General features: G+C 60.0%; 19 protein-coding genes. 8 read left to right on the forward strand and 11 right to left on the reverse strand.

From position 1 onward, the window contains the following. Nucleotides 1-108: 108 nt before the first annotated feature. Together C4J86_RS21635 and C4J86_RS21640 are read left to right on the forward strand one after the other, a co-directional pair. Nucleotides 109-723 carry a biliverdin-producing heme oxygenase gene (locus C4J86_RS21635; RefSeq protein WP_124371784.1) on the forward strand — a complete coding sequence of 205 codons (615 nt, stop codon included), beginning with the start codon at nt 109-111 and terminating at the stop codon, nt 721-723. Continuing rightward, nucleotides 720-2,963, forward strand: a complete 2,244-nt coding sequence (locus tag C4J86_RS21640) for an ATP-binding protein (RefSeq protein ID WP_124371785.1) — start codon at nt 720-722, stop codon at nt 2,961-2,963. Before C4J86_RS21635 ends, C4J86_RS21640 begins: the two co-directional genes overlap by 4 nt. Nucleotides 2,964-2,981: 18 nt before the next feature. Here C4J86_RS21640 and C4J86_RS21645 read toward each other — a convergent pair whose 3' ends face one another. Beyond that, entirely contained in the window at nt 2,982-4,301 is a 1,320-nt protein-coding gene (locus tag C4J86_RS21645) for a cell wall metabolism sensor histidine kinase WalK (RefSeq protein ID WP_124371786.1), read from the reverse strand. Beyond that, nucleotides 4,298-5,008, reverse strand: coding sequence for a response regulator (locus C4J86_RS21650; protein ID WP_124371787.1), 711 nt, complete (start codon nt 5,006-5,008; stop codon nt 4,298-4,300). The genes C4J86_RS21645 and C4J86_RS21650 overlap by 4 nt, the downstream gene beginning before the upstream one ends. Before the next feature lie 164 nt (nt 5,009-5,172). Here C4J86_RS21650 and C4J86_RS21655 point away from each other — a divergent pair, with 164 nt between their 5' ends. The 6 genes from C4J86_RS21655 (at nt 5,173) to C4J86_RS21680 (ending at nt 11,620) form a co-directional block, all read left to right on the forward strand. Continuing rightward, on the forward strand, nt 5,173-5,961 hold the full coding sequence (locus C4J86_RS21655; RefSeq protein WP_124371788.1) for a VacJ family lipoprotein: 789 nt from the start codon (nt 5,173-5,175) through the stop codon (nt 5,959-5,961). A gap of 129 nt (nt 5,962-6,090) precedes the next feature. After that, complete coding sequence (locus tag C4J86_RS21660; RefSeq protein WP_124371789.1) at nt 6,091-6,297, forward strand: hypothetical protein; 207 nt, start codon at nt 6,091-6,093, stop codon at nt 6,295-6,297. Between the two features lie 113 nt (nt 6,298-6,410). Continuing rightward, on the forward strand, nt 6,411-8,303 hold the full coding sequence (locus C4J86_RS21665) for an alkaline phosphatase D family protein (protein WP_124371790.1): 1,893 nt from the start codon (nt 6,411-6,413) through the stop codon (nt 8,301-8,303). Between the two features lie 117 nt (nt 8,304-8,420). Continuing rightward, nucleotides 8,421-9,434: a diguanylate cyclase domain-containing protein gene (locus C4J86_RS21670; protein WP_124371791.1), complete on the forward strand. Its 1,014-nt coding sequence runs from the start codon at nt 8,421-8,423 to the stop codon at nt 9,432-9,434. Between the two features lie 105 nt (nt 9,435-9,539). Next, nucleotides 9,540-10,790 carry an aspartate aminotransferase family protein gene (locus tag C4J86_RS21675; RefSeq protein WP_124371792.1) on the forward strand — a complete coding sequence of 417 codons (1,251 nt, stop codon included), beginning with the start codon at nt 9,540-9,542 and terminating at the stop codon, nt 10,788-10,790. A gap of 113 nt (nt 10,791-10,903) precedes the next feature. Next, nucleotides 10,904-11,620, forward strand: coding sequence for a hypothetical protein (locus C4J86_RS21680; protein WP_124371793.1), 717 nt, complete (start codon nt 10,904-10,906; stop codon nt 11,618-11,620). 9 nt (nt 11,621-11,629) lie between these two features. Here C4J86_RS21680 and C4J86_RS21685 read toward each other — a convergent pair whose 3' ends face one another. The 9 genes from C4J86_RS21685 to cyoE form a co-directional block, all read right to left on the reverse strand. Next, the gene (locus C4J86_RS21685; RefSeq protein ID WP_124371794.1) at nt 11,630-12,751 is read right to left on the reverse strand and encodes an aminotransferase class V-fold PLP-dependent enzyme; all 1,122 of its coding nucleotides are present in this window, start codon (nt 12,749-12,751) and stop codon (nt 11,630-11,632) included. Between the two features lies 1 nt (nt 12,752). Further along, nucleotides 12,753-13,955, reverse strand: coding sequence for an MFS transporter (locus tag C4J86_RS21690; RefSeq protein ID WP_124371795.1), 1,203 nt, complete (start codon nt 13,953-13,955; stop codon nt 12,753-12,755). Further along, entirely contained in the window at nt 13,955-15,205 is a 1,251-nt protein-coding gene (locus tag C4J86_RS21695; RefSeq protein ID WP_124364335.1) for an ATP-grasp domain-containing protein, read from the reverse strand. The genes C4J86_RS21690 and C4J86_RS21695 overlap by 1 nt, the downstream gene beginning before the upstream one ends. A gap of 13 nt (nt 15,206-15,218) precedes the next feature. Next, a complete protein-coding gene (locus C4J86_RS21700) occupies nt 15,219-16,190 on the reverse strand; it encodes a proline dehydrogenase family protein (RefSeq protein ID WP_124371796.1) in 972 nt (323 codons plus the stop codon). A 4-nt stretch (nt 16,191-16,194) separates the two neighbouring features. After that, complete coding sequence (locus C4J86_RS21705) at nt 16,195-17,259, reverse strand: fatty acid desaturase family protein (protein WP_124371797.1); 1,065 nt, start codon at nt 17,257-17,259, stop codon at nt 16,195-16,197. Between the two features lie 250 nt (nt 17,260-17,509). Further along, a complete protein-coding gene (locus C4J86_RS21710) occupies nt 17,510-18,226 on the reverse strand; it encodes a LuxR C-terminal-related transcriptional regulator (protein ID WP_124371798.1) in 717 nt (238 codons plus the stop codon). A 197-nt stretch (nt 18,227-18,423) separates the two neighbouring features. Continuing rightward, entirely contained in the window at nt 18,424-19,509 is a 1,086-nt protein-coding gene (locus C4J86_RS21715) for a pyridoxal phosphate-dependent aminotransferase (RefSeq protein ID WP_124371799.1), read from the reverse strand. A 415-nt stretch (nt 19,510-19,924) separates the two neighbouring features. After that, the gene (gene queC / locus C4J86_RS21720) at nt 19,925-20,623 is read right to left on the reverse strand and encodes a 7-cyano-7-deazaguanine synthase QueC (RefSeq protein ID WP_124371800.1); all 699 of its coding nucleotides are present in this window, start codon (nt 20,621-20,623) and stop codon (nt 19,925-19,927) included. A gap of 101 nt (nt 20,624-20,724) precedes the next feature. Next, nucleotides 20,725-21,612, reverse strand: a complete 888-nt coding sequence (cyoE, locus tag C4J86_RS21725; protein ID WP_124364341.1) for a heme o synthase — start codon at nt 21,610-21,612, stop codon at nt 20,725-20,727. Nucleotides 21,613-21,623 lie beyond the last annotated feature (11 nt).

Below are 21,623 nucleotides of genomic sequence, written 5' to 3' on the forward strand. Positions count from 1 at the left end.
GTCAGCCTTTTCGCTTGTTGCGTAAGCTGACGACAATGAATTGTGTAGAATCGTCGCCCATTTTCATGCGTCCTTCATGGCCGAGAGGCCCACAGTTCGAGCTCATTAATGCACTCAGAAGCCCATGACGTTGGTGCGCCATCCTTGTTGGAAACGTTGCGCACAGGCACCGGGCTGTTGCATGTCGCGCTGGAAAAGCGCCTGCCGTTCTTTTCCGAGCGCCTGGATACAGACTGGTACCGGCGCTTGCTCCAGGCCTACTACGGTTTCTATCAGCCGATGGAAGCGGCGCTGTATGACGGCGGCTTGATTCCCCATGGATATGACGCCGTATTGCGTACGAAAACGCCGACTCTGGTCAGTGACCTCCGCGCCCTCGGCCTGAATGAGCACACCATCAGCACCCTGCCCCGTTGCACCCGACTCCCGCCTCTGGACACACCCGCTGCCTGCCTTGGCGCCTTGTATGTGCTGGAAGGCGCGACCCTCGGTGGGCAAGTGTTGCGCCGCGAAATGGCCCTGCGCCTGGGGATCGATGCCGACAACGGCGGTGCGTTTCTCGATATTTATGGCGCCGAGACCGGCCGACACTGGAAAGACTTTCTCGACTACCTGGGTCGCCTGCCGCTGGACACAACAGCCAGGGCGCGCGCAGTCATGGCTGCCCGCTCCACATTCAGCGGCTTTGAGCAATGGCTCGACAGCCAGGAGATACTGTTATGAAACCCGACGATTTTAAAGAGCTGCTTGCCAACTGCGCCGACGAGCCCATCCGCTTTCCCGGAGCGATCCAGCCTCACGGTGTGCTGCTGACATTGTCGGAACCCGGCCTGGAGATCATCCAGGTCAGCGCCAACGTCGGCAGCTTGTTCGGCCAGGCGCCCGAAGCGCTGCTCGGCCAGCCGCTGCACAGTTTGATCGGCGCAGAGCACGCCCAGGCGGTGCAGGTTATGGCACAAACCGACACGTTCTTCGACATGCCACCGTTGCATGTCACGCTCAATGGCGCGGACTTCGAAGGCTTGCTGCACCGCCACCAGAACGTGCTGGTGCTGGAGTTCGAACCGCGAATCAAGGATTTCCGCCCACGCGCGCTGAACGGTCGCACCAGTAACCTGGGCAAGATGCTGCAACGCTTGCAGGCGGCGAAAACCCTGCAAGCGCTGTACGAAATCAGCGTGAATGAAATCCAGGCCATGACCGGTTACGACCGCGTGCTCATTTACCGCTTCGAGGACGAAGGCCACGGCCAGGTGATTGCCGAAGCGTCAGCGCCGTCCATGGAGCTGTTCAACGGGTTGTTTTTCCCCGCCTCCGACATTCCGGAGCAGGCCCGCGAGCTGTATCGCACCAACTGGCTGCGCATTATCCCCAACGCGGCCTACGAGCCGGTACCGTTGCTGCCCAAGCTGCGCCCAGACACCGGCGAGCCGCTGGATTTGAGCTTCGCCACCCTGCGCAGCGTGTCGCCGATTCACTGCCAATACATGAAGAACATGGGCGTACTGTCGTCCATGAGCATCTCGTTGATGAAGGGCGACAAGCTATGGGGCCTGATCAGCTGCGGCAACCGCGAGCCGCTGCTGGTGCCGAACGAGTTGCGCACCGCCTGCCAGACCGTCGGCCAAGTGCTGTCGTTGCAGATCAGCGCCATGGAGACCCTGGAACTGAGCCGTCAACGCGAGGAAAAAGTTCAGGCGCTGGCACTTCTCGATCAAGCGCTGAAGGCCTCGCCGGACAGTGTGTTCGACGGCCTGGCCCAACAAAGCCAGTTGCTGATGGACCTGACAGAGGCAGGCGGCGTGGCGATCATCGAGGACAAGCAATTGCACTGCTACGGTCACTGCCCGGAACCGGCGCAGATCCGCGCACTGCACAAGTGGCTGCAAGAGCGCGACGAACCAGTATTCGCCAGCCACAACCTGGTCTCGGTATACCCGCCGGCCGCCGAGTTCCAGCAGTTGGCCAGCGGCGTCCTGGCCATGCATCTGCCCAAGCCTGTGGATAACGGTGTGCTGTGGTTCCGCCCGGAGGTGAAGGAAAACATCCACTGGAGCGGTGACCCGCAAAAGCCGCTGGACCTGGAAAACTCCCACGCGGGCCTGCACCTTCGCCCACGCACCTCGTTTGAAGTGTGGAAAGTGGTCATGGCGGGCATTTCCACCAAGTGGAGCCATGGCGACCTGTTCGCCGCCAACGACCTGCGCCGCTCGGCCCTGGAAAACGACCTGGCACGCCAGGTAAAGCGTGAGCAGCAGGCCGTGCGGGCGCGTGATGACCTGGTGGCCGTGGTATCTCACGACTTGCGTAACCCGATGACCGTCATCTCCATGCTCTGCGGCATGATGCGAAAAGCGTTCAGCTCCGAGGGCCCGCACACTTCGCGACGCATCTCCTCGGCTATCGACACCATGCAACAGGCGGCCGGGCGCATGAACACACTGCTGGAGGATCTGCTCGACACCTCGAAAATCGAGGCCGGGCGCTATGTCGTCAAACCCGTGGCGCTGGATGTGAGTCATATGTTCGATGAGGCTTATTCGTTGCTCGCACCGTTGGCGCTGGAAAAAGGCATCGACCTGTCGTTCAACGCCGAGCCCGGTCTGCTGATCAATGCCGACCCGGAGCGCTTGTTCCAGGTGTTGTCGAACCTGATTGGCAACGCCATCAAATTCACCCCGCGCCTGGGCAATATCGGCGTCAGCGCCATGAGCAACGGTGCAGAAATCGTGTTCTCGGTGCGCGACTCCGGTGAAGGCATTGCACCGGAGCAGTTGCCTCACGTGTTCGAGCGCTACTGGACACAAACCGAAAACAACCCCACCGGCAGCGGTTTGGGGCTGTACATCACCCAAGGCATCGTCCAGGCCCATGGCGGCGAAATTTCTGCCAAAAGTGAGGTGGGCAGGGGCAGTGAATTCCGGTTCACGGTGCCCAGGGTGATTGAAGGCTCGCCTATCTGAAGCGTTGCCTGGTAAATCTCATATCGGCAAGATCACCATCGCCTCCAACCCACCCCCCTGGCGCTCGGCCAGGGTCAGGGTGCCGCCATGTTCCAACACGATCGCTCGTGCGGTAGAGAGCCCAAGCCCTACGCCGCCGGTGCTTTTGTTGCGTGACCCCTCCAAGCGATAGAACGGCAGGAATACATCCTCCCGATGCGCTGCGGGAATGCCCGGGCCACGGTCCAGCACGCGAATCACCACCGTATCCTGCTTGTGCTGCAACTCGATTTGCGGCGCCGCACCGTAGTGGATGGCATTGTCCATCAGGTTGGTCATCACGCGTTTGAGGCCCAGGGGCCGGCCGAAATACACCAGACGTGGCGGCCCGTTAAACGTGAAGTCGATGGCCTGGTCGCGATAATCGTCGATCAGGGTCTGCAGCAACTCCGCCAGGTCCAATTGGGTGGCCTGTTCCAGGCGCGCGTCATCGCGGAAAAATTCCAGGGCGGTGTTGATCATGGCCTGCATTTCATCCACGTCGCGGAACAGTCGCTGTTGCTGGTCGCTATCCTCGATGAACTCACCGCGCAGGCGCAGGCGGGTCAACGGCGCGCGCAGGTCGTGGGAGATGGCGGCAAGCATTTGGGTACGGTCCTGGATGAAATGGCGCAACTGCGCCTGCATGCTGTTGAAGGCAAGAATCGCCTGGCGGATTTCGTGAGGCCCCACCGGCTCGATCGGCGGCGCGCGAAAGTCGCTGCCAAAACGCCGCGCACCTCGGGCGAAGTGTTGCAGCGGGTGGGCCAGGCGTCGGGTCGCGACCAAGGTGACCAAGGCGGTGGAGACCAGCACCAGCAGCGCCACAATCAGGCTGCGCACGCCATCGTCCAATCCCCAGCTGCGAGTACCGGTGCTGAACATCAGCCAGGATCGATCGGCCAGTTGCATCAACAGCACGTACTGGCCGTTGCCGTCGGGCCAGTCGGCAGGTTCATAGGCCTCCATGGGGCGCGTCGGGCCTTCAAGCAGGTGCTTGAACACCTGCTCGCCGGTGTTGAAATCCGGGTCAGCCAGCACCGGCAGATTAAACGCCGCCCGCTGCGCCGCCCACGTCACCCTGAAGGACCCGTCCCCTATCACCTGGGCAAGATGCGCTCGCTGCGCCGGTTCGGACGCCTCGATCACACGAACCACCACCGCAACTTTTTCCAGCAGGCCGGTTTCAGCCAACGGCGGCCTGGCCCATACCCCCGCCAGTTGCACGAACAAAGCGTTGAATCCCAGCGCGGTGATCATTGCGACCAGCACGGTCAGCGCGATCCAGCGCGCCACCGTGTCGCGCGGACGCTGGATCATGAACGGGTCACGCTGGCGGTGAATTGATAGCCACCATTGCGCACGGTGCGGATCATCGCCGGGCGCTTGGTATCGAATTCCAGCTTGCGGCGCAGGCGGCTCACCTGCACGTCGATGCTGCGGTCGAAGGCATCATGGCTATGGCCGCGCGCCAGGTTCAACAACTGTTCGCGGGTGAGCACGCGTTGCGGATGTTCGAGAAACACCAGCAGCAGATCGAACTCGCCGGACGACAGCGGAATCATCACCTGGTCGGGCGAGCGCAGCTCGCGACGCGTGAGGTCCAGTTGCCAGCCGGCAAAACGGATCAGCGGGCGTGCGGCCTCCCCCATCGGTGGCCGGCTTTCACCCGCCCGGCGCAATACCGCACGCACCCTGGCGAGCAGTTCGCGGGCATCGAAGGGTTTGCTCAGGTAATCGTCGGCGCCCATTTCCAGGCCCACCACGCGGTCGCTGAGTTCACCCATGGCCGTGAGCATGATCACCGGCGTAGCGTATTGCTGGCGCAGGCGCTGGCACAGCAGCAGGCCGTTGTCGCCGGGGAGCATCAGGTCGAGGATAATCAGGTCGGCGGGCTGGCGCTCCATGGCCGCCCACAGCTCAGCGCCACTGGCCGCGGTCTCTACCGAATAGCCATGGCGCAGGAAAAATTTCTTCAGCAGGGCGAGGACTTCAAGGTCATCGTCGACGATTAACAGGTTGCTCACCGGCAGGCTTCACTGGACTGGGTCAAGGCGCCATCTAAAACTATTCGACGCGCTCCGTCATATATTTCAATCGTGCAATAAAGCGTCAGCAACGCAATAAAGCAGACATCTTTGCGCAAGGCGGCAATGCCAGCATCGGCCTCCCTTTTGCGGAGACTGTGCCCATGCACGCGTTGACCAACTCACGGCATCTGGCCCGCCACGCCGTGCTGTTACTGACTGTGTCTTACCTGGCGGGCTGTGTGAGCCCTCCACCCTTGACACCCACCACCCGCTGCGCGCAGGTGAACAATCCGGTGTATGACCCTGCCGAACCGGTCAACCGCGGGGTATTTGCGTTCAACCGTGCTGTGGATAACTACGCCCTGGCACCTGTGGCGCGCGGTTACCGTTACCTGCCGGAATTTTTCCAGGCGGGTGTGCATAACTTCGCGAGCAACTTCAGTGAGCCGCAGGTGTTTATCAACGACCTGCTGCAAGGCAACCCTCGGCGCTCGGTCAACACCCTGGGGCGCTTCGCCGTGAACACCACGGTGGGCGTGGTGGGGCTGTTCGATGTGTCGGATCGGCTGGGCATCCCACGCCATACAGCCGACTTCGGCCAGACATTCGGCGTATGGGGCGTGGGCAATGGCCCCATTGTCGAACTGCCACTGCTGGGCACCCACAACAGCCGGGATGCGGCGGGCAAAGTCTTGAGCTTCCTGGTTTCGCCATTGGGCGACAGCGATACGGTGCAGACCCTGGGTACCATCAGCCTGGTCGGCGGTACTGTCGACACCCGCGCATCGCTGTTGCCGCTCACCGACAGCCTGCAAAAACTCCCGGACTACTACAGCGCGTTGCGTAATGTGGTGGCGGAACATCGCGCGGCTTTTGTGCAGGAAGGCGAGGAAGGCGCGACTTCTGCGGGAATGGACAACTGCGCTGACCGCCCTGCGGATGATTTCTGAAGAGGCTCGTCAGCCACAGTCATATCTTGCAGCAGTGCGTTTATAGCAGCCTCGTTTCTGCCGCTATTAAGGTTGGCCTTACTTCGTCCCGACGGGCGAAGCATCCTCTCCTCATAGAAGGAAACATCCATGGTCAGCGGAATCAACCCCTCACTGGGCAGCTTTCAATACCCACCTCTGCAACAGGATGATGCAGAGCCCCAGCGTAAGAAACGCAGCATCGACACCACCCACATGCAGCTCAACGCCGCCGAGCCTGATGGCATGGCGACCAATGACCGACGCAAAAACACAGGGGGTGGGCTCGACAGCCTGGGTCAAGGCAACCTTCTTTAACTAGCCGCGTACGAAGGGCAGTGCACGGCCCTTCGTACATCCCTCCTTAACAAAACCATCACATTCACTCGCTTAAACTCGCCGGTTCAATCCAGCCTGGGGCCACTGTCTGCATGCCGCACTCCGACACACTGCCCGCCGTATTAGCCGGCCCACTGCTACGACGTCTAGAAGCTCGGCGCCTGGTGTTGTGGCTGGTAGGCAGTCGAGCACTGGCACTGACGCTGAAGCTGCACCTGCCGGCGCAAACACTGGAAATTCCCCTGGACCAATGCCAGGTGGTACCCGTGGGGCGCCAGGCGTTTATTCATTTGATCGATGTGGCGCTGGACGAAGCGCTGCCTTTGGACGTGGCGATCAGCTACGACCTGCTGTTTGACGACACCGGCATCGCCGACTGGGCACCGCACCTGCTGTACGCGAATGCTCAATACCCCAGTTTCGTGTTGCATAGCCGTATCCATCAGTTGGTGCACGGCTCATGCCGCAAACCCCATCACAGTGCCGACGAAGGATTGCTGTGCGTCGACCGTCTGCTGGCCGAGGCCAAAACGCCGGCCGAACGTCCGGCCTTGTTGATGATGAGCGGCGATCAGGTCTATGCCGACGATGTCGCCGGGCCGATGCTACGGGCGATTCATGGGTTGATAGCACGACTGGGCCTGTTCGATGAATACCTCGAAGGCGCTGTGGTCGATGACAGCGCCAGCCTCTATGGGCATCCGGCCAGTTATTATCACCGTGCCGATTTGCTGCCGGCCTTGGACAGCAACGAGACCTTGCGCGAGCGCTTCTTTGGCGGCGTGAAAAAGCCGATTTTCACCAGCAGCACCGCCGACAACCACCTGGTGACCTTTGCCGAAGTCATCGCGATGTACCTGCTGGTGTGGTCGCCCACGCCCTGGACGCTGACCACGCTTCAGGGCCCGCCACTGAGCCTGGAACGACAGCAGCGCTACGCCCGCGAAGAGGTCCAGATCGAGCGATTCCGCGACAGCCTGCCCGGTGTCGCGCGGGTATTTGCCCACCTGTCGACCTTGATGATCTTTGACGACCATGACATCACCGACGACTGGAACCTCAGCGCCCAATGGGAAGAAACCGCCTACGGCCACCCCTTCTCCAGGCGCATCATCGGCAACGCCCTGCTGGCCTACCTGTTATGCCAGGGCTGGGGCAACCAGCCGGATGCGTTTGTCGAACTGGTGAGCCAGACCCAAGCGTTGACCACCCAGGCCCAGGCCAACCACCTGGACGCAGCCGCGCAGGACGAATTACTCGAGGCGCTGCGTAAATTCCAGCACTGGCACTACGTACTGCCGACCACCCCCGCGTTGGTGGTGCTCGACACCCGCACCCGACGCTGGCGCAGCGAGTTCACCCTCAAGCAACCTTCCGGCCTGCTGGATTGGGAAGCCCTGAGCGAACTGCAGCAGGAGCTGCTCGACCACCCTTCGGCCATCATCGTCTCGCCTGCACCGGTTTTCGGCGTGAAGCTGATCGAGACCGTGCAAAAAGTATTCAGCTGGTGCGGTTACCCGCTGCTGGTAGACGCTGAAAACTGGATGGCCCATCGCGGCGCCGCCCAGGTGATTCTCAACATCTTCCGCCATTCCCGCACACCGGGTAACTACGTGATTCTGTCGGGCGACGTGCATTATTCGTTCGTCTACGAAGTGTTGATCCGCCACCGAAACGGTGGCCCCAGGATCTGGCAAATCACCAGCAGCGGCATCAAGAACGAATTCCCACCACGCCTGCTCGAATGGTTCGACCGTCTCAACCGCTGGCTCTACTCCCCACGCTCGCCGCTGAACTGGTTTACCCGGCGCCGCACCATGCAGGTGGTACCGCACATTCCGGAACATGCCGAAGCCGGCGAGCGGTTATGGAATTCAGCCGGGATCGGCCAAGTGTTTTTCAACGGGCAGGGCCAGCCTGAGGCGATTTACCAGCACAACGCGGATGGCAAGTCTCGGACGAAAATGATTGCGCCGCGCTCCTGAAACAGTCTGCCTGCCCTATTCAAAGGCCGCCAACCACGTTGTACAGTAGCGTCAGCCACGGAGTATCGGCGTCAACGAAAGCTGGCCTTGAAAGCCCGCTCATGCAGGAAGCGTGTAATGGACGATACACCCGGCACCGAACCGCTGCGTAATGACCTTGCCAATATCAGCACCGACATGTTGCATGCCATCATGGAACTGGTCAGCGACGGGATATGGGATTGGAATGCCAATACCGGGTTCGTCTACCGCAATCCCGGCTGGTACGAAATGCTTGGCTACCCGCGCCACTCCCTGGAAAACAGCGTATTCACCTGGGAAAGCGTGATCCATCCCGAGGATTATCCCCATGTGATGGCCGGATTTGATGACTATGTCTGCCAACGCGCGCCCCTGTACCGAGCCGAATACCGCTGTCGAAAATACGACGGCACGTACCTCTGGATCGAGGACCGTGGCTACATCATTACGCGCAATCCCGACACTTCGGTAGCGCGCATGGTGGGCGCACACCGCGATATCCATGCACGCAAATGCTCGATTGAACGTCTTCAAAAGCGTAACCGCTCCCTTGAGACCTTGGTGCTCGAGCGCACCCTTGAATTGTCGCGCGTCAATCAGCAGTTGCAATTGCAACTGGTCGAAAACCGCTCCCTGGCCGAACGGGATGCCCTGACGCGCATCGCCAACCGTTATCGCCTGGAAAAAGTGATGCTCCAGGAATGCGACCGCTCCGAGCGCTTTCGCTTGCCATTGGCGCTGGTGGCTATGGATATCGATGACTTCAAGCCGATCAATGACCGATATGGCCATGGCGTAGGCGACCAGACGCTGGTCCAGGTAGTGGAAGGCCTGGAAACCTGCGTACGTGCCGGTGATGTGCTGGCCCGCTGGGGCGGCGATGAATTTATGCTGGTCTTGCCTAACAGCACTCTGCAGACGGCGAAGGAACAGGCCGAACGTGTGCGCCACACAATCCAGAACCTGTTCGCCGTCGCTGATCCCAAGATAACCCTGAGCCTGGGCGTGGTGGAACGGCGGGTCGGGAAGTCACCGGCAGCCCTGATGGCGCGCGCCGATCAGGCGTTATATCGATCCAAGGCGGCGGGGAAGAATGGAGTCTCGGAATGAATGATCCCGACTTTTAATAATGACCCGGCGACTTTATTTCGTTTGCGGCAGAGGCGCTCACGCAGCTTAGATAAACCGAGCCCATTACTGCCGAGTCAACGATTCATGAGCCGCGAAACGATCAGCCAATCGATTTCCATCGTCCATCCCATCAACCTCAGCCATGGAAAAAACGCTGAGGTCTGGGACACCGCAGGTAAGCGCTATATCGATTTTATCGGCGGTATCGGCGTACTCAACCTCGGCCATTGTCACCCGGCCGTGGTGGACGCGATTCGCGAGCAGGCGACCAGACTCACCCACTACGCGTTCAACGCCGCGCCGCACATGCCCTATATCGATTTGATGGAGCGCCTGACCGCGTTTATTCCGGTGAGCTATCCGGTCAGCGGCATGCTCACCAACAGCGGCGCTGAGGCCGCGGAAAATGCCTTGAAGATTGTGCGCGGCGCCACTGGCCGCACGGCGGTGATTGCGTTTGACGGAGCGTTTCATGGGCGCACCCTGGCCACCCTCAACCTCAATGGCAAGGTCGCGCCTTACAAGCAAAAAGTCGGCGTACTGCCCGGCCCGGTGTATCACCTGCCCTACCCCAGCGCCGACAACGGCGTGACCTGTGCCGAAGCGCTGAAGGCCATGGACCGCCTGTTCAGTGTGGAAATCGACGTCAACGACGTAGCCTGTTTCATCATTGAACCGGTACAGGGCGAAGGCGGTTTCCTCGCCCTGGATACCGAATTCGCCCGGGCCCTGCGGCGTTTTTGTGACGAGAACAACATCCTGTTGATCGCCGACGAAATCCAGTCCGGTTTCGGTCGCACCGGGCAGCGATTCGCCTTCTCGCGCCTGGGCATTGAACCTGACCTGATCCTGCTCGGCAAAAGCATCGCCGGCGGTGTGCCGCTGGGGGCGGTGGTGGGGCGCAAGGCACTGATGGACAACCTGCCCAAGGGCGGTCTGGGAGGCACCTACTCCGGCAATCCCATCGCCTGCGCCGCCGCGCTGGCAACCCTCGATGTGATGACCGATGAACACCTGCAGGTATGGGGTTCCCGGCAGGAAGAGGCGATCGTGCGACGTTACCAAGCATGGCGCGCACAGCACCTGTCGCCTTATCTGGGCCGCCTCACCGGTGTCGGCGCGATGCGCGGCATTGAACTGGCGCATGCCGACGGCACGCCCGCCGCCAAGCAACTGACCCAACTGCTGAGCCTGGCGCGGGCTGCCGGCCTGCTGCTGATGCCCAGCGGCAAGTCACGGCATATCATCCGCTTGCTGGCACCGCTGACCATCGAGCCGGCCGTGCTGGAGGAAGGCCTGGATAAGCTCGAAGCGTGCCTCAAGCAACTGGACTGATGCATACGTTCGCTGAGCCGTCTGACGCGGGCGCCTTGACCTGACTCCCCGGCCCCCTGAAAATGCCCGACGCTTTTTTGTCTCTCCCCGTTTACTGAAGTAGTGAAATTTCAATGTCCGATTCGTACACCGCTGAATCCGCCGAAGCCTCCGTCGTCGTCTCGCACGCCAAAGCCGAGTATGAAAACGCCATCAATCTTTCACAGCATGTGCCAGCGGCCAAGATCATCAGCGAAATGGTGCTGGACGCGTTTCACACTTCCAAGGAAAGCGACCAGATCCGCGAGTTGCGCGTGGCCATTCGTCAGGCCCATGACGCCTTCGACGATGACAAAGCCTACGACCTCATGGGCCAGCTCAAGCAATTGAAGGACGCCGAAGCCGCCGACAACGCTGCCCTGGAAGACCTGAGCAGCAAGTTCTCCATCAGCCGCCTGCTGTCCAGCTTCAAGGACGACCCCGAATTCCAGGAGCTGGTCTACGGCCTGGCCCTCAAGGTGCTGAACCAGTCGCACCAGGCCATCAGCAACCCGAGCGCCGGCAAGGGCAAGGCCGCACGCGCCAAGAAGGAAGCCGAGGTGTTCGTAATCAGCAAGGATGGCATCAGCGTCACCCTGCCGCTGCGCACGCCGCGCTCCAAGCTCAATGTGGACCGCGAAGCGCTGGAGTTCCTGGGCCTTACCTTTGTAGGTGAAGGCAGCGAGGCGGAGCTGGAAAGTGACACCTTCGTTGACAACAGCGGCGTGGAGCAGCCGGTCACGCGCAAGAGCATCGTGACCGCACTGCAACAGCAAAGCGCTTTTGACGGTTACTCCATCGCCGCCCAGTAAGCGCCGAAGCTATAAGCTGCGCAGGATGACCAGCGCCTGCTCGACCTGGGCGAGGGTGATATGCCGGCCCACCGAGGCACGCACGAAGTGGCTGACGCCCAGGTCCTTGAGCAGCAACGGGGTATGGGCGGCAGCGCCTGCCCAGAGGTTGAGCCCCAGCGCGCGGGCCTGGTCAACAAATGCCTTGGCCGGCACGTTGTGTGGCACGAACGAGACAATCCCGGTCTGTTCGAACTGGTCACACATCAGCGTTAACTGCGGCAGGCGCCGCAACGCCTGCGCCAGCAACGCATAGGGCTCCGTGCTCACCTGCCCGCCGCCTACTTGCAGGTATTCCTGCACCGCCGTGTGCAAACCCACCAGGGCCGAAAGGCTCTTTTCTGCGATCTCCAGCACCCGAGCGCCGGACGCATCCACCTGGTTGACCTGGCCATCGGTGCTGGCGGCGTGCAGGTCTGCAAAATTCAGCTGCAATTGGCCCAGCAGGCGTGGCGACACATAAGCAATCCCGCTGCCACGGGGCCCGCAGAGAAACTTGCGCCCCGCGCCTGTCAATAAATCACAGTGCATATCCCGCACATCCAGCGGCAACTGCCCCAGCGATTGGCACGCATCCACCACATACAGTGCGTTCGAACCCTTGAGCAGCGCACCCAGCGCTTCCACCGGATTGATCACCCCGCAGCAGGACGGCAGGTGCGACACGCTGACGAGAAACACATCGTCGTCCAGATGACGCCGCACCCAATCCAGGTCCAGCGGGCTGGTGGCCGTGGTTGGGATCACTTCAACGCGAATCTCGCGCGATTGCTTGAGGTAGTTGAAAAAGATCAGGTTCGCGGCGTATTCCGAGGTCGACACCCACACCCGCTTACCTCGGGGAAATTGCAACTTGCCGAGAATGCTGGTCCAGGCCTCGGTGGCGCTGCTGAAAAAGCCAATCTGCGCAGGCTCTGCATTCAACAGCTTGGCCACCAGGCGGTACAGGTCGTCGTTGAGCAACGCCTCGTAGGCCAGCTCGGTTTCATAGCTGCCCATTTGCGCTTCAGTGGTGGTAAAACCCTGGATCGCATTCAGCGTGGCCGGTGACATCAGGCCCGCACCGGCAGTGTTCAAATGAATCCTGTTCATTTCATGCTTCCTTGTTCCACAAGACAGCCGAGCCTTTCATCACGCCTACCGCCACCGCGAACAGCAGCAATATCGTGCCCGCCAGCAGCCACGGCGAAGGCAGCGAGGGCTGTGACACCAGCATGAACGCCAGCGAAGGCGTGATCATCACGCCGATGTTTACCCCCGCCGAGTAATAGCCGAGGTTGCGGTCCACGGTGTGACGGCTGGAGATACTGCTGACGTAATGGGTGATGCCGGGAAAGACGATCATCTCGCCCAGGCTCCAGAGCACGGTGGCCACCAGCAACAGCGCGCCGACCTGGCTGAAGCCCATCAGGAAAAACCCCACGCCGGCTACGAGAAACCCGGCCACCAGCGAGCGGCTGCTCGACAGGTGCGACATACGTTGGTTGATCGGCACTTCGAACAGAATCACCAGCAGTGCATTGATGAAAAAGATGATCCCGACGTAGTACGCCGGCAACTCGGTGTAATTGATGATGTAGGCCGACAGAAACGTCGGCGGCAGCGCATAGGCCACGTGCACCGGCAATGCCGCCAGCAAAATCACCAGCAAGCGCGAGCGCTCGTGCACTGCGCTCTCCGGCAAGCCGTTGCCCTTGCTGACGACGGCAGCCCCTTGGGCCACCGGCACCGCACGCCCGAACCGCAGGCAGGCAACGAAGGCCACCAGGGACAACGCCGCGTTGAGGTAGAACACCGCGTCGGCGTTACTCAAGAAAATCAGGCTGCCCAACAGCGGCCCGATCGCCATGCCGATGTTGATCGCCAAACGGTTGCAAGAGAACGCCACTTTGCGCGATTCACTGCTGCTGTGGGTGACTGTTTCGGAGAATGTCGCCGGCGTGAATGCCTCGTAACAGGCACCCCACAGAAACGACAGCACAAACAGCAGCGCCGTGTTATCCACCGACGGAATGATCAGCAGCAGCACCGCGTTAAGCAGCAACGAACCGAGGATCACCCGATTGGCGGAAAACCGCTTGATCACCCCGCCGATGATCAAGTCCACAAACAATGCGCCCGCGCCATAAACGCCCACCAGCAACCCTGCGATTGCCGCCGACACGGCGTGCTGATGAATCAGGTAAGCCGCATAGAAAGGGAACGCCATGGTGCCCATGCGGAAGACCAGGGTGATCAGGAACAGCAACTGCAAGCGAGCGTTGAGCCCGCGCAACGCGCGATAAGTGCCTATCATCAGCGGATCACATAGACGTTGTCTTTGTACTGGCGGATCTGCTCGTAATCCTGGTCGATAGTGCCCTGGCTATCCGATACCAGAAACACCCGCAGCGGGCTGCTGAGCAGGTCCACGGTCTTTTTCATCAGCTTGCCGGCCTTGTATTTGACGCTCAGCTTGTGCACCGAAGGCAACGCCTCGATCCGGTGGATGGCCGATTCATTGAAGCCGGTGACCTCGCCTTGCAGCGTGGTGTCGGTGTTGATGACACAGGCTTCCTTGAGCTTGTGGTAGCGCTTGCCGGCGTAGTTGGCCTTGAACGCCTCACCGTCGCAGTACGCCAGGTAGGTGAGCTGCGCCTGGTTGCCGCCCAGGCTGATGTCATGGAACCTTGGTTCCATGTTGCCGTTCAGGCGAGCACCGACTTCCACCAGCGCGGGGCCGGCTTCGGTGAGGATCACTTCCGAATGGGCCGGGCCGTTATCGATACCCAGCGCCTTGAGCGCCTTCACGATGTAGTCCACCAGCACGTTGGCCTCGGCGCTGTCCGGGGCAATCAGCACGTCGCGGTCGTAGATGTTCTTGCCGCCGCTGATTTCACGCTTCACATAGCGCCAGATCCCGCACACGTAAGTCTGCCCATCACGGCTGACGGTATCGACGATGTACTCCGGGCCCTTGAGGTAGGACTGGCAAAGAATTTCCGTGTTGGGCAGGCCGAAGATATCCGGGTTGGACACCACCTCTTCACAGGCGCGCTTGACGTCCTCGAGGTTGTGGCAGATCGAAACCCCGTCGGTGGATGCCGAACTCAGCGGTTTGATTACGCAGGGAAACACCTGACCGGCCTCGACCCAGGCCAGCAGCTCGGCGGGGTCCGAGGATTTGATCTGGCGTGCGGTCAACAGGCCTGCGGCGGCGACTTTGTTGATCATTTCAAACTTGTCGCGGCGAGCGCGTGAGCCTGCACTGCCGTTGGAGGTGGACAGTTGCAACTGTTCACTCAAGTAATCGGCGAATGGCACGCCCGGCTCCTGGCCGGCAATGACGGCGACTACGTTGAACTCACGCAAGCGTCGCACTATATCCTCGGCGTTGTCGTTGAGTGCCAGGTTGTGCTCGAACTCAGACAGGTTCGGCCCGAGCATGCTTGGCATCAGCTCGGGTGTACTCTGTACATGGATCAGGCTGAAACCGGCATCCCGGAAATACTGCGGCAGGAAATTACCGCTCGAGTAGACATCCACCAATGCGACGTACTGCTTCATAAGAATGTCCTTTTCAGTAATGAGTGGCGGTTTCAGAGGCCCGTGGCGACGCCACGTCATCGAGCGCCAGGAAAATGTTCTGCGGAAACTCAGCCACACGGTGCAACAGGTGCAAGTACCAGTTGGTGCCGTAAACCGCCGACACCCGGGCCTTGACCTTGCCCTGGTCTTTTACCGCCTTGATCAGCTCAGGGCGCACGCCGTGGAGCATCTCCAGCTCACCTCGGTCGGCGATGCGGCTGGTGAGGATTTCTTCAACCAGCAGCGGGTCCTGGGTGGCGAAAGCAAACTGCCCGCGGCCACCATTGATCCGGTCCAGCAGCCCCAGGTAACGCTCGTTGAGCGCCTCGCCACGGGGCAAGGCAATGGCGGCAGGCTCAGCATAGACGCCTTTGACCAGGCGCACCTTGCAGCCGGTTTCCAGCACCGCTCCCAGGTCATCCGGGGTTCGGTTCAACTGCGCCTGGAGGGTGATGCCCACGTTGGGAAAACGCCCGCTCAGGTGCAGGAAGATCTCGAGGATCGAATCCGTCCATTGGGAGCGCTCCATGCTGATGATCACGCCGACATCCTTATCGGCTGCATGGGCCAGGATCTTCGAGCAGTTCTCGACTGCCAGCTCGCGGGAAATGATGGTACCGACGTTCGACAAATCGAACCCCAACTGAGGAGGTTCACCGAGCTTGGGATGCTGGGCGATCAAGTCGATCAGCTGCAGGTATTCATCGGTTGCCGTGGTCACCTCGGCCAGCGTCGTCGCTTCCTCGCCGACGAACTCGACACCGGTGCGATAGCCTTTGGCCAACAGGGCTCCCAGCTTGTCGAGCATCTCCAGGCGATCTTCGGAAATGATGTAGCGAAGCGCCGCAGGTCGCAGGAAATCACGCAGCGTCTCGCTCTCCAGGAACAAGTCGCGATAGGTCTTGTTCGCCGCCAGTTTCTTCAGGGCCAGGGTTGCCAGCAGGCTGTTATCTGTCGTGTTCATGGCATTAAACCCCGTAGGACTGGTTGAGCATGCGACGTGCGAAACTCGAATCGTCGGTGTGGTTGGCGATCTTGTGGGCGCGGAATTTGGCCGCGTAACTGAGCAGGGTTTCCTTGTGGCGGCTATGCCGGTCACGGGTAAAAATCCCCGCCCACAGGTTGTCCCAGCGTGCGTACTCGGGGTGCGACATCAGCAGCTTATGGGCCTTGCGCATGTTCCAATGAGGAATCGACGGGTGCAGGTGGTGCACAAGGTGGTAGTTATCGTCGTGGCGGCCAAAAAAGAAGTTTTCCAGCGCGTTGCCTTTACGGTTACGGGTCAGCAGCAGCTTTTCGCTTTCAACGGCGGGCAACGGATAGTGCTCGGCCAGCTCGATGATCCAGCCCACGGCCACGGCGGTGGTGAACAGCGGCACGAACCAGAACAGCACCAGTTCAACCGCAAGGCCAAACCAGGCAACCACTGCAAAAATCACTGCCCAGTAGGCCCACATCAGCACGCGTTCCTTGCGGATGCGTGCGTCCTGGCCCTGGAGCCGGTCCTTGACGATGTACTTGATGTATTGAAGGGTGCGGTAACCCGATAACGCCATCACCACGTTCTTCAGGAAGAACTCGCGCTCGCTTTGCTGGAGGTCGTACAGGCCGCACTTGAGATGGAAATTGTAGTCCGGGTCTTTTTCCGGGTGCCCCAGGTGCACATGGTGGTTTTTGACGTGCGAGGTGCTGTAGGACTGGTAAAGATGGAAGATCAGGTACCCCGAGAGAAAGGTACCGGCAAACCAGTTGATCGCCCGGTTTTTCGCCAACAGTTTGTGACTTGACTCGTGCAACACGTTCGCCAGGGCACGTTGAGTGGTGCCGATGAGAAACAGCGAAACGGGATAAAACCAATAGCTGACGCCTACGGACAGATAAATGGCAAAGGCGATGATTGAATAATCCTTACCCAGTGCGATGGCCCAATGGTAGTTATCTTTCTTGCACAGGTGCTTGAGCATCCCGAAGGTTTCACGGGAAATACCCGCAGCGTTTTGGCCACCTGGCTCTTTGTTTTTATCGACCAGCATAATCACTCCATAATTAAGCGGCACGCTGCAACACGCCTATCGCCTAGAGCGACGATGATTTTTTGGGATGTTGCGGCTCTTGTTTTTTTTGCCTGAGCTAAACTCATTGGCTGCAAAAAAACTAAAGCACCGCTTGAAAGTGAACAAGCTGCCCTTTTAGACAGGTAGCGCCAAATCACACGCGCACGCGCACGCCCGCCGGTAATAAATCATCGGCGGGCGTGGCAATGGAAAAAGAAGTACCGGCGAATCAGGCCTGTTCGCGGATATAGCCCAGCTGCAAGGCTTTGCGAATGGCGGACTTGCCGTTGGGCACATTCAGCTTGCTGAAGATATTCTTCATATGGAACTTGACCGTACGCGGGCTCATTGAGACCAGGAGTGCTATTTCGTTATAGGTCTTGCCCTGACTGGTCCAGGACAACACCTGCGTTTCCCGGGGTGTCAGCACGGTTTCCGGTACAACCGGAGGGGGCATGGTGGTACTGCTTTCCAACGCCTCGTCGTAAACCGAGACCAGCAGCATCTGCAGTTCACTTTTGTTGGCCAGCACTCGCTCGCGAAACTGTTGATGTTCGCCAAAGCTGCACAGGTTGAGGATGGAATAGAAGCCCCGATTACCATGCACGATAAAACTGGCGCCCTCGCCGACGGGGGCACAGGGCCCTGGCACCGGGACCGCGTCTGCAGCGGGCGCGAGGATGTTTTCATCGCTCCAGAAAAACGGCTTTATGCGGCGTTTGGACAAGGACAGCAATTGACCGCGTTGGTAAAAGTCATCTGCAGCGTCACCACGGTCCAGCGCGTCGGGGTAGTTAGTGATGATTTCCGCTTCATCCAGCGTCGGCCCACATTGATAGACCTCGAAATGCCCGAGGCCGCGTCGGCTCAGCTCAACATCGAGCAATTGGCGCACATCGGTGGGCTGCATGAGCGTATTGTTATTGGCTTGACCATCGCTTCGCATGACTATCGTCCCTGATGAGTGACAACGGGTGAGGTTAGCGACCTGACCGGAGTGCTTCAATCCGTAAGCTTCCGATCAAAATCGACCTACACCGTAGGAAAATTCCTCTATACCAGGGAAAGAATGAAACATGCCTACCAACCTTGTCCAGTGCTTCCAGCGCTGAACCGACCGCGAGCAGGCGCAGCAGTGTCTGGTCAGGCTATCTGTGTCGCAAACACCTCGCGAAACCGCTGCATTTGCTGCTTATTGCCTACCGTCACCCGCACCCACTGCGGCCAATCCTTCCAGACACGTCCTACCAGCACATTCTGTGCTGCCAGACGCGCAACCACCTGCTCTGCCGGCTGCTTGACGTCGATCATGAAGCAATTGCTCTGGGAAGCCGTGCAGCTATAGCCCCGGCCCTTCAGCCAAGCGATGGTCTCGTCACGCTCGCCGGCATTGAGCGCCTTGCGCTGGCCCAGCAGCTTGACGTCTTCCAGGCTGGCATGGGCACCCAGCAGGCTGGCACCGGCCGGCACATTGTCGCCGCCAAACACCGCGAGGCGCTCCAACAGCGAGGGATGGCCGATCGCCAAACCGAGGCGCGCACCGGCCATGCCGTAAATTTTCGAGAAGGTGCGCAGTACCAGCAGATCGTCGTGGTCCTTGATCCAACTCACGCAACTGGGGGCGTCGCAGAAGTCGATATAGGCTTCGTCCACCACCAGCACGCTGCCTTTGGGTTTGTTCACCAGCGCCTGGCGGATAGCCTCGGTCGGCGTCAGGGTGCCGGTCGGGTTATTGGGGTTGCACAGGTACAGCATGCCGGCCTGGGGATCAGCCGCGAGCATCGCCGGTACATCATGGGCATGCTGGGCATCGAGGCTGACTTCGTGTACCGGCGCCTTGTTCGATTCGGCCGACTGGCGCGGAACTTCATAGGACGGCGTGGCCATCACCAGGCCACGGGTTGGGTGGGTGAATGCCAATACGGCATAGCGCAACGCGGCCATGGAGCCAGCGAACACCGCCACGTTGTCTTCGCTAATGCCTTGCTGTTGGGCAAACAGCGCAGCCAGCGCGTACATGTGCGGGTAGGGATAACGCCCGGCTGCCGCAATACCACGCTGCATCGCCTCAAGCGCCGCTTTCGACGGCCCATATGGGCTTTCGTTGTAGTTGAGCAATACATCGTCAGAGGCCGCCGGCGCAGGGCTTGCGACTGCCCAATCGAGATGCCCGAGCACAGGCAAGGCCGCGCCCAGGGCGAGAAGGGATCGACGACTGACGCTGACCATGGTGACTACTCCTTGTAGGCGGACGGGGGATTCGTACGGGTCATACAGAAGAGTATGACGAGGAGAATGTCGCCCGATTTAGCACCACCGGATTAGCCGCCGTTACCGCAGCAACGGATATGTACTCGCTCTGATTCAGCATCCTGGTCGGCTGTCAGGCCGCCATCGGGAGCAAGCCCCCTCCCACATTTGGAACGCGGGGTGTCAGTCAGCGAGGCTTCGACTCCTGAGCCGCCACAGGTTCAGGGCCCTACCGCGAAACTTATGTGGGAGGGGCGGTGCGACGATTCGACTTGCTCCCGATGGCGGTGTGTCAGTTACACAGGCATTCACTGACACTGCCTCATCGGGGCTTGCCCCCTCCCACACTTTGATCGTCCTCTATCAGGTAGACCTCACTTGGCTCTGGATCGAATTACTTCAACTGCAACTTGTGCTTCAGGCTCTGCATCACATCCGCCTTGTTTTGCAGATATTCATTCAAGCCCCGGGCGCGCAGGTTGCACGCGTCACACTCGCCACAGCCGGTGCCAATGACGCCGTTGTAGCAGGTCAGCGTCTGCTCGCGCACCAGCTCCAGTTGCCCGTGGTAATCGGCCAGGGCCCAGGTCTCGGCCTTGTTCAGCCACATCAACGGGGTGTCGAGACGTACGTCGTATTCCATGCCCAGCTTGAGCGCCTGGTTCAGTGCCTTGACGAACTCGTCACGGCAATCCGGATATCCCGAGAAGTCGGTTTCGCACACGCCAGTGGTGACGGTCTCAGCCTTCACTTGATAGGCGTAGATCGCGGCCAGGGTCAGGAACAGGATATTGCGCCCCGGCACGAAGGTGCTCGGCAGGCTTTCGCCTGAGCTGTTCACGGTCGGTACCGGAATGTTGTCACGGGTGAGGCTGCTGATCGCCAGTTCATTGAGCAGCGACACGTCCATCACTTTGTGCACGGTGGCGCCCAATTGCTTGGCCAACTTCTGGGCCACTTCGATTTCCGCCACATGGCGCTGACCATAATCGAAGGTGATGCAGTGCACTTCGTCATACAGCTTCAGCGCCTGGATCAGGCAGGTGGTCGAATCCTGCCCGCCACTGAACACCATCACGGCTTTTTTACTCATTGCTTTGCTTCCTGCCTTCGAAGAATGGGGAATAGTTTAAAGGCCACTCAATAAAAAACCCCGCGCTCTTTCGAAGGCGGGGTTTTTCACTGCCAGACCACTCAGGGCGCGTACGTCAGCAACAGCTCTTTCGGCACTTGGAAATCCAGGGACATCATCACGCTGAGCGCAGTGATGGTGAAGATCGAGAACACGAACAGCTTGCGCGCCCAGACGGTGTCATCCACCGCCTTGTAGCCGGTCCAGGCCATGTACAACCAGTACATGCCCATGGCCGCGGCTACGGCGAGGTAGCTCATGCCGGCGTAGCCACTGAAGGTCAACATCAGGGTCGCCACGAGGAAGGCCAGGATGTAGAGCAGAATGTGTTTCTTGGCCACCTGGATGCCACGCTTGACCGGCAGAACCGGAATCGACGCAGCCAGGTAGTCATTGAAGCGGAAAATCGCGATGGCGTAGGAATGCGGCATCTGCCACAGGCTGAACATCACCAGCAGCACCAGCGCGGCCATGTCGAAGCTATTGGTTACAGCCACATAACCAATCACCGGCGGCATCGCCCCCGACAGACTGCCCACCAGCGTGCCGTGTACCGACTTGCGCTTGAGGTAGAGACTGTAGAGGCCGACGTAGATGACAAAACCGATTACGGCAAACAGCGCCGCCAACGGGTTGGCCACTTTGTACAACAACACCACGCCCGCAACACCTAGGACGGTCGCGAAAATCAGTGCCAGCTTCAGGGAGATAAGGCCCTGGACCAGCACGCGATTCTTGGTGCGCTCCATCTTGACGTCGATGTCACGGTCGATGCAGTTGTTGAACACGCATCCGGAAGCTACCACCAGGGACGTGCCGATCATTGCAGCCAGGAAGATGGCCAGATCGACATGTCCCTTGGAGGCCAGGAAGAAACCGCCCGCCACAGAAAGCACGTTACCGAAAATGATCCCCGGTTTGGTGATTTGGATAAAGTGCTTAAGCGACATCGGGTCTTACC

Origin of the sequence: Pseudomonas sp. R2-7-07, assembly GCF_003852355.1 — a bacterium.
In the GTDB taxonomy this organism is placed as follows: domain Bacteria; phylum Pseudomonadota; class Gammaproteobacteria; order Pseudomonadales; family Pseudomonadaceae; genus Aquipseudomonas.

Excerpts from the sequence above, each read along its gene's own strand:
- C4J86_RS21635 (WP_124371784.1), top strand. The coding sequence starts at position 109 with ATGCACTCAGAAGCCCATGACGTTGGTGCGCCATCCTTGTTGGAAACG.
- C4J86_RS21640 (WP_124371785.1), top strand. The coding sequence starts at position 720 with ATGAAACCCGACGATTTTAAAGAGCTGCTTGCCAACTGCGCCGACGAG.
- C4J86_RS21645 (WP_124371786.1), bottom strand. The coding sequence starts at position 4,301 with ATGATCCAGCGTCCGCGCGACACGGTGGCGCGCTGGATCGCGCTGACC.
- C4J86_RS21655 (WP_124371788.1), top strand. The coding sequence starts at position 5,173 with ATGCACGCGTTGACCAACTCACGGCATCTGGCCCGCCACGCCGTGCTG.
- C4J86_RS21660 (WP_124371789.1), top strand. The coding sequence starts at position 6,091 with ATGGTCAGCGGAATCAACCCCTCACTGGGCAGCTTTCAATACCCACCT.
- C4J86_RS21665 (WP_124371790.1), top strand. The coding sequence starts at position 6,411 with ATGCCGCACTCCGACACACTGCCCGCCGTATTAGCCGGCCCACTGCTA.
- C4J86_RS21670 (WP_124371791.1), top strand. The coding sequence starts at position 8,421 with ATGGACGATACACCCGGCACCGAACCGCTGCGTAATGACCTTGCCAAT.
- C4J86_RS21675 (WP_124371792.1), top strand. The coding sequence starts at position 9,540 with ATGAGCCGCGAAACGATCAGCCAATCGATTTCCATCGTCCATCCCATC.
- C4J86_RS21680 (WP_124371793.1), top strand. The coding sequence starts at position 10,904 with ATGTCCGATTCGTACACCGCTGAATCCGCCGAAGCCTCCGTCGTCGTC.
- C4J86_RS21685 (WP_124371794.1), bottom strand. The coding sequence starts at position 12,751 with ATGAACAGGATTCATTTGAACACTGCCGGTGCGGGCCTGATGTCACCG.
- C4J86_RS21690 (WP_124371795.1), bottom strand. The coding sequence starts at position 13,955 with ATGATAGGCACTTATCGCGCGTTGCGCGGGCTCAACGCTCGCTTGCAG.
- C4J86_RS21695 (WP_124364335.1), bottom strand. The coding sequence starts at position 15,205 with ATGAAGCAGTACGTCGCATTGGTGGATGTCTACTCGAGCGGTAATTTC.
- C4J86_RS21700 (WP_124371796.1), bottom strand. The coding sequence starts at position 16,190 with ATGAACACGACAGATAACAGCCTGCTGGCAACCCTGGCCCTGAAGAAA.
- C4J86_RS21705 (WP_124371797.1), bottom strand. The coding sequence starts at position 17,259 with ATGCTGGTCGATAAAAACAAAGAGCCAGGTGGCCAAAACGCTGCGGGT.
- C4J86_RS21710 (WP_124371798.1), bottom strand. The coding sequence starts at position 18,226 with ATGCGAAGCGATGGTCAAGCCAATAACAATACGCTCATGCAGCCCACC.
- C4J86_RS21715 (WP_124371799.1), bottom strand. The coding sequence starts at position 19,509 with ATGGTCAGCGTCAGTCGTCGATCCCTTCTCGCCCTGGGCGCGGCCTTG.
- queC (WP_124371800.1), bottom strand. The coding sequence starts at position 20,623 with ATGAGTAAAAAAGCCGTGATGGTGTTCAGTGGCGGGCAGGATTCGACC.
- cyoE (WP_124364341.1), bottom strand. The coding sequence starts at position 21,612 with ATGTCGCTTAAGCACTTTATCCAAATCACCAAACCGGGGATCATTTTC.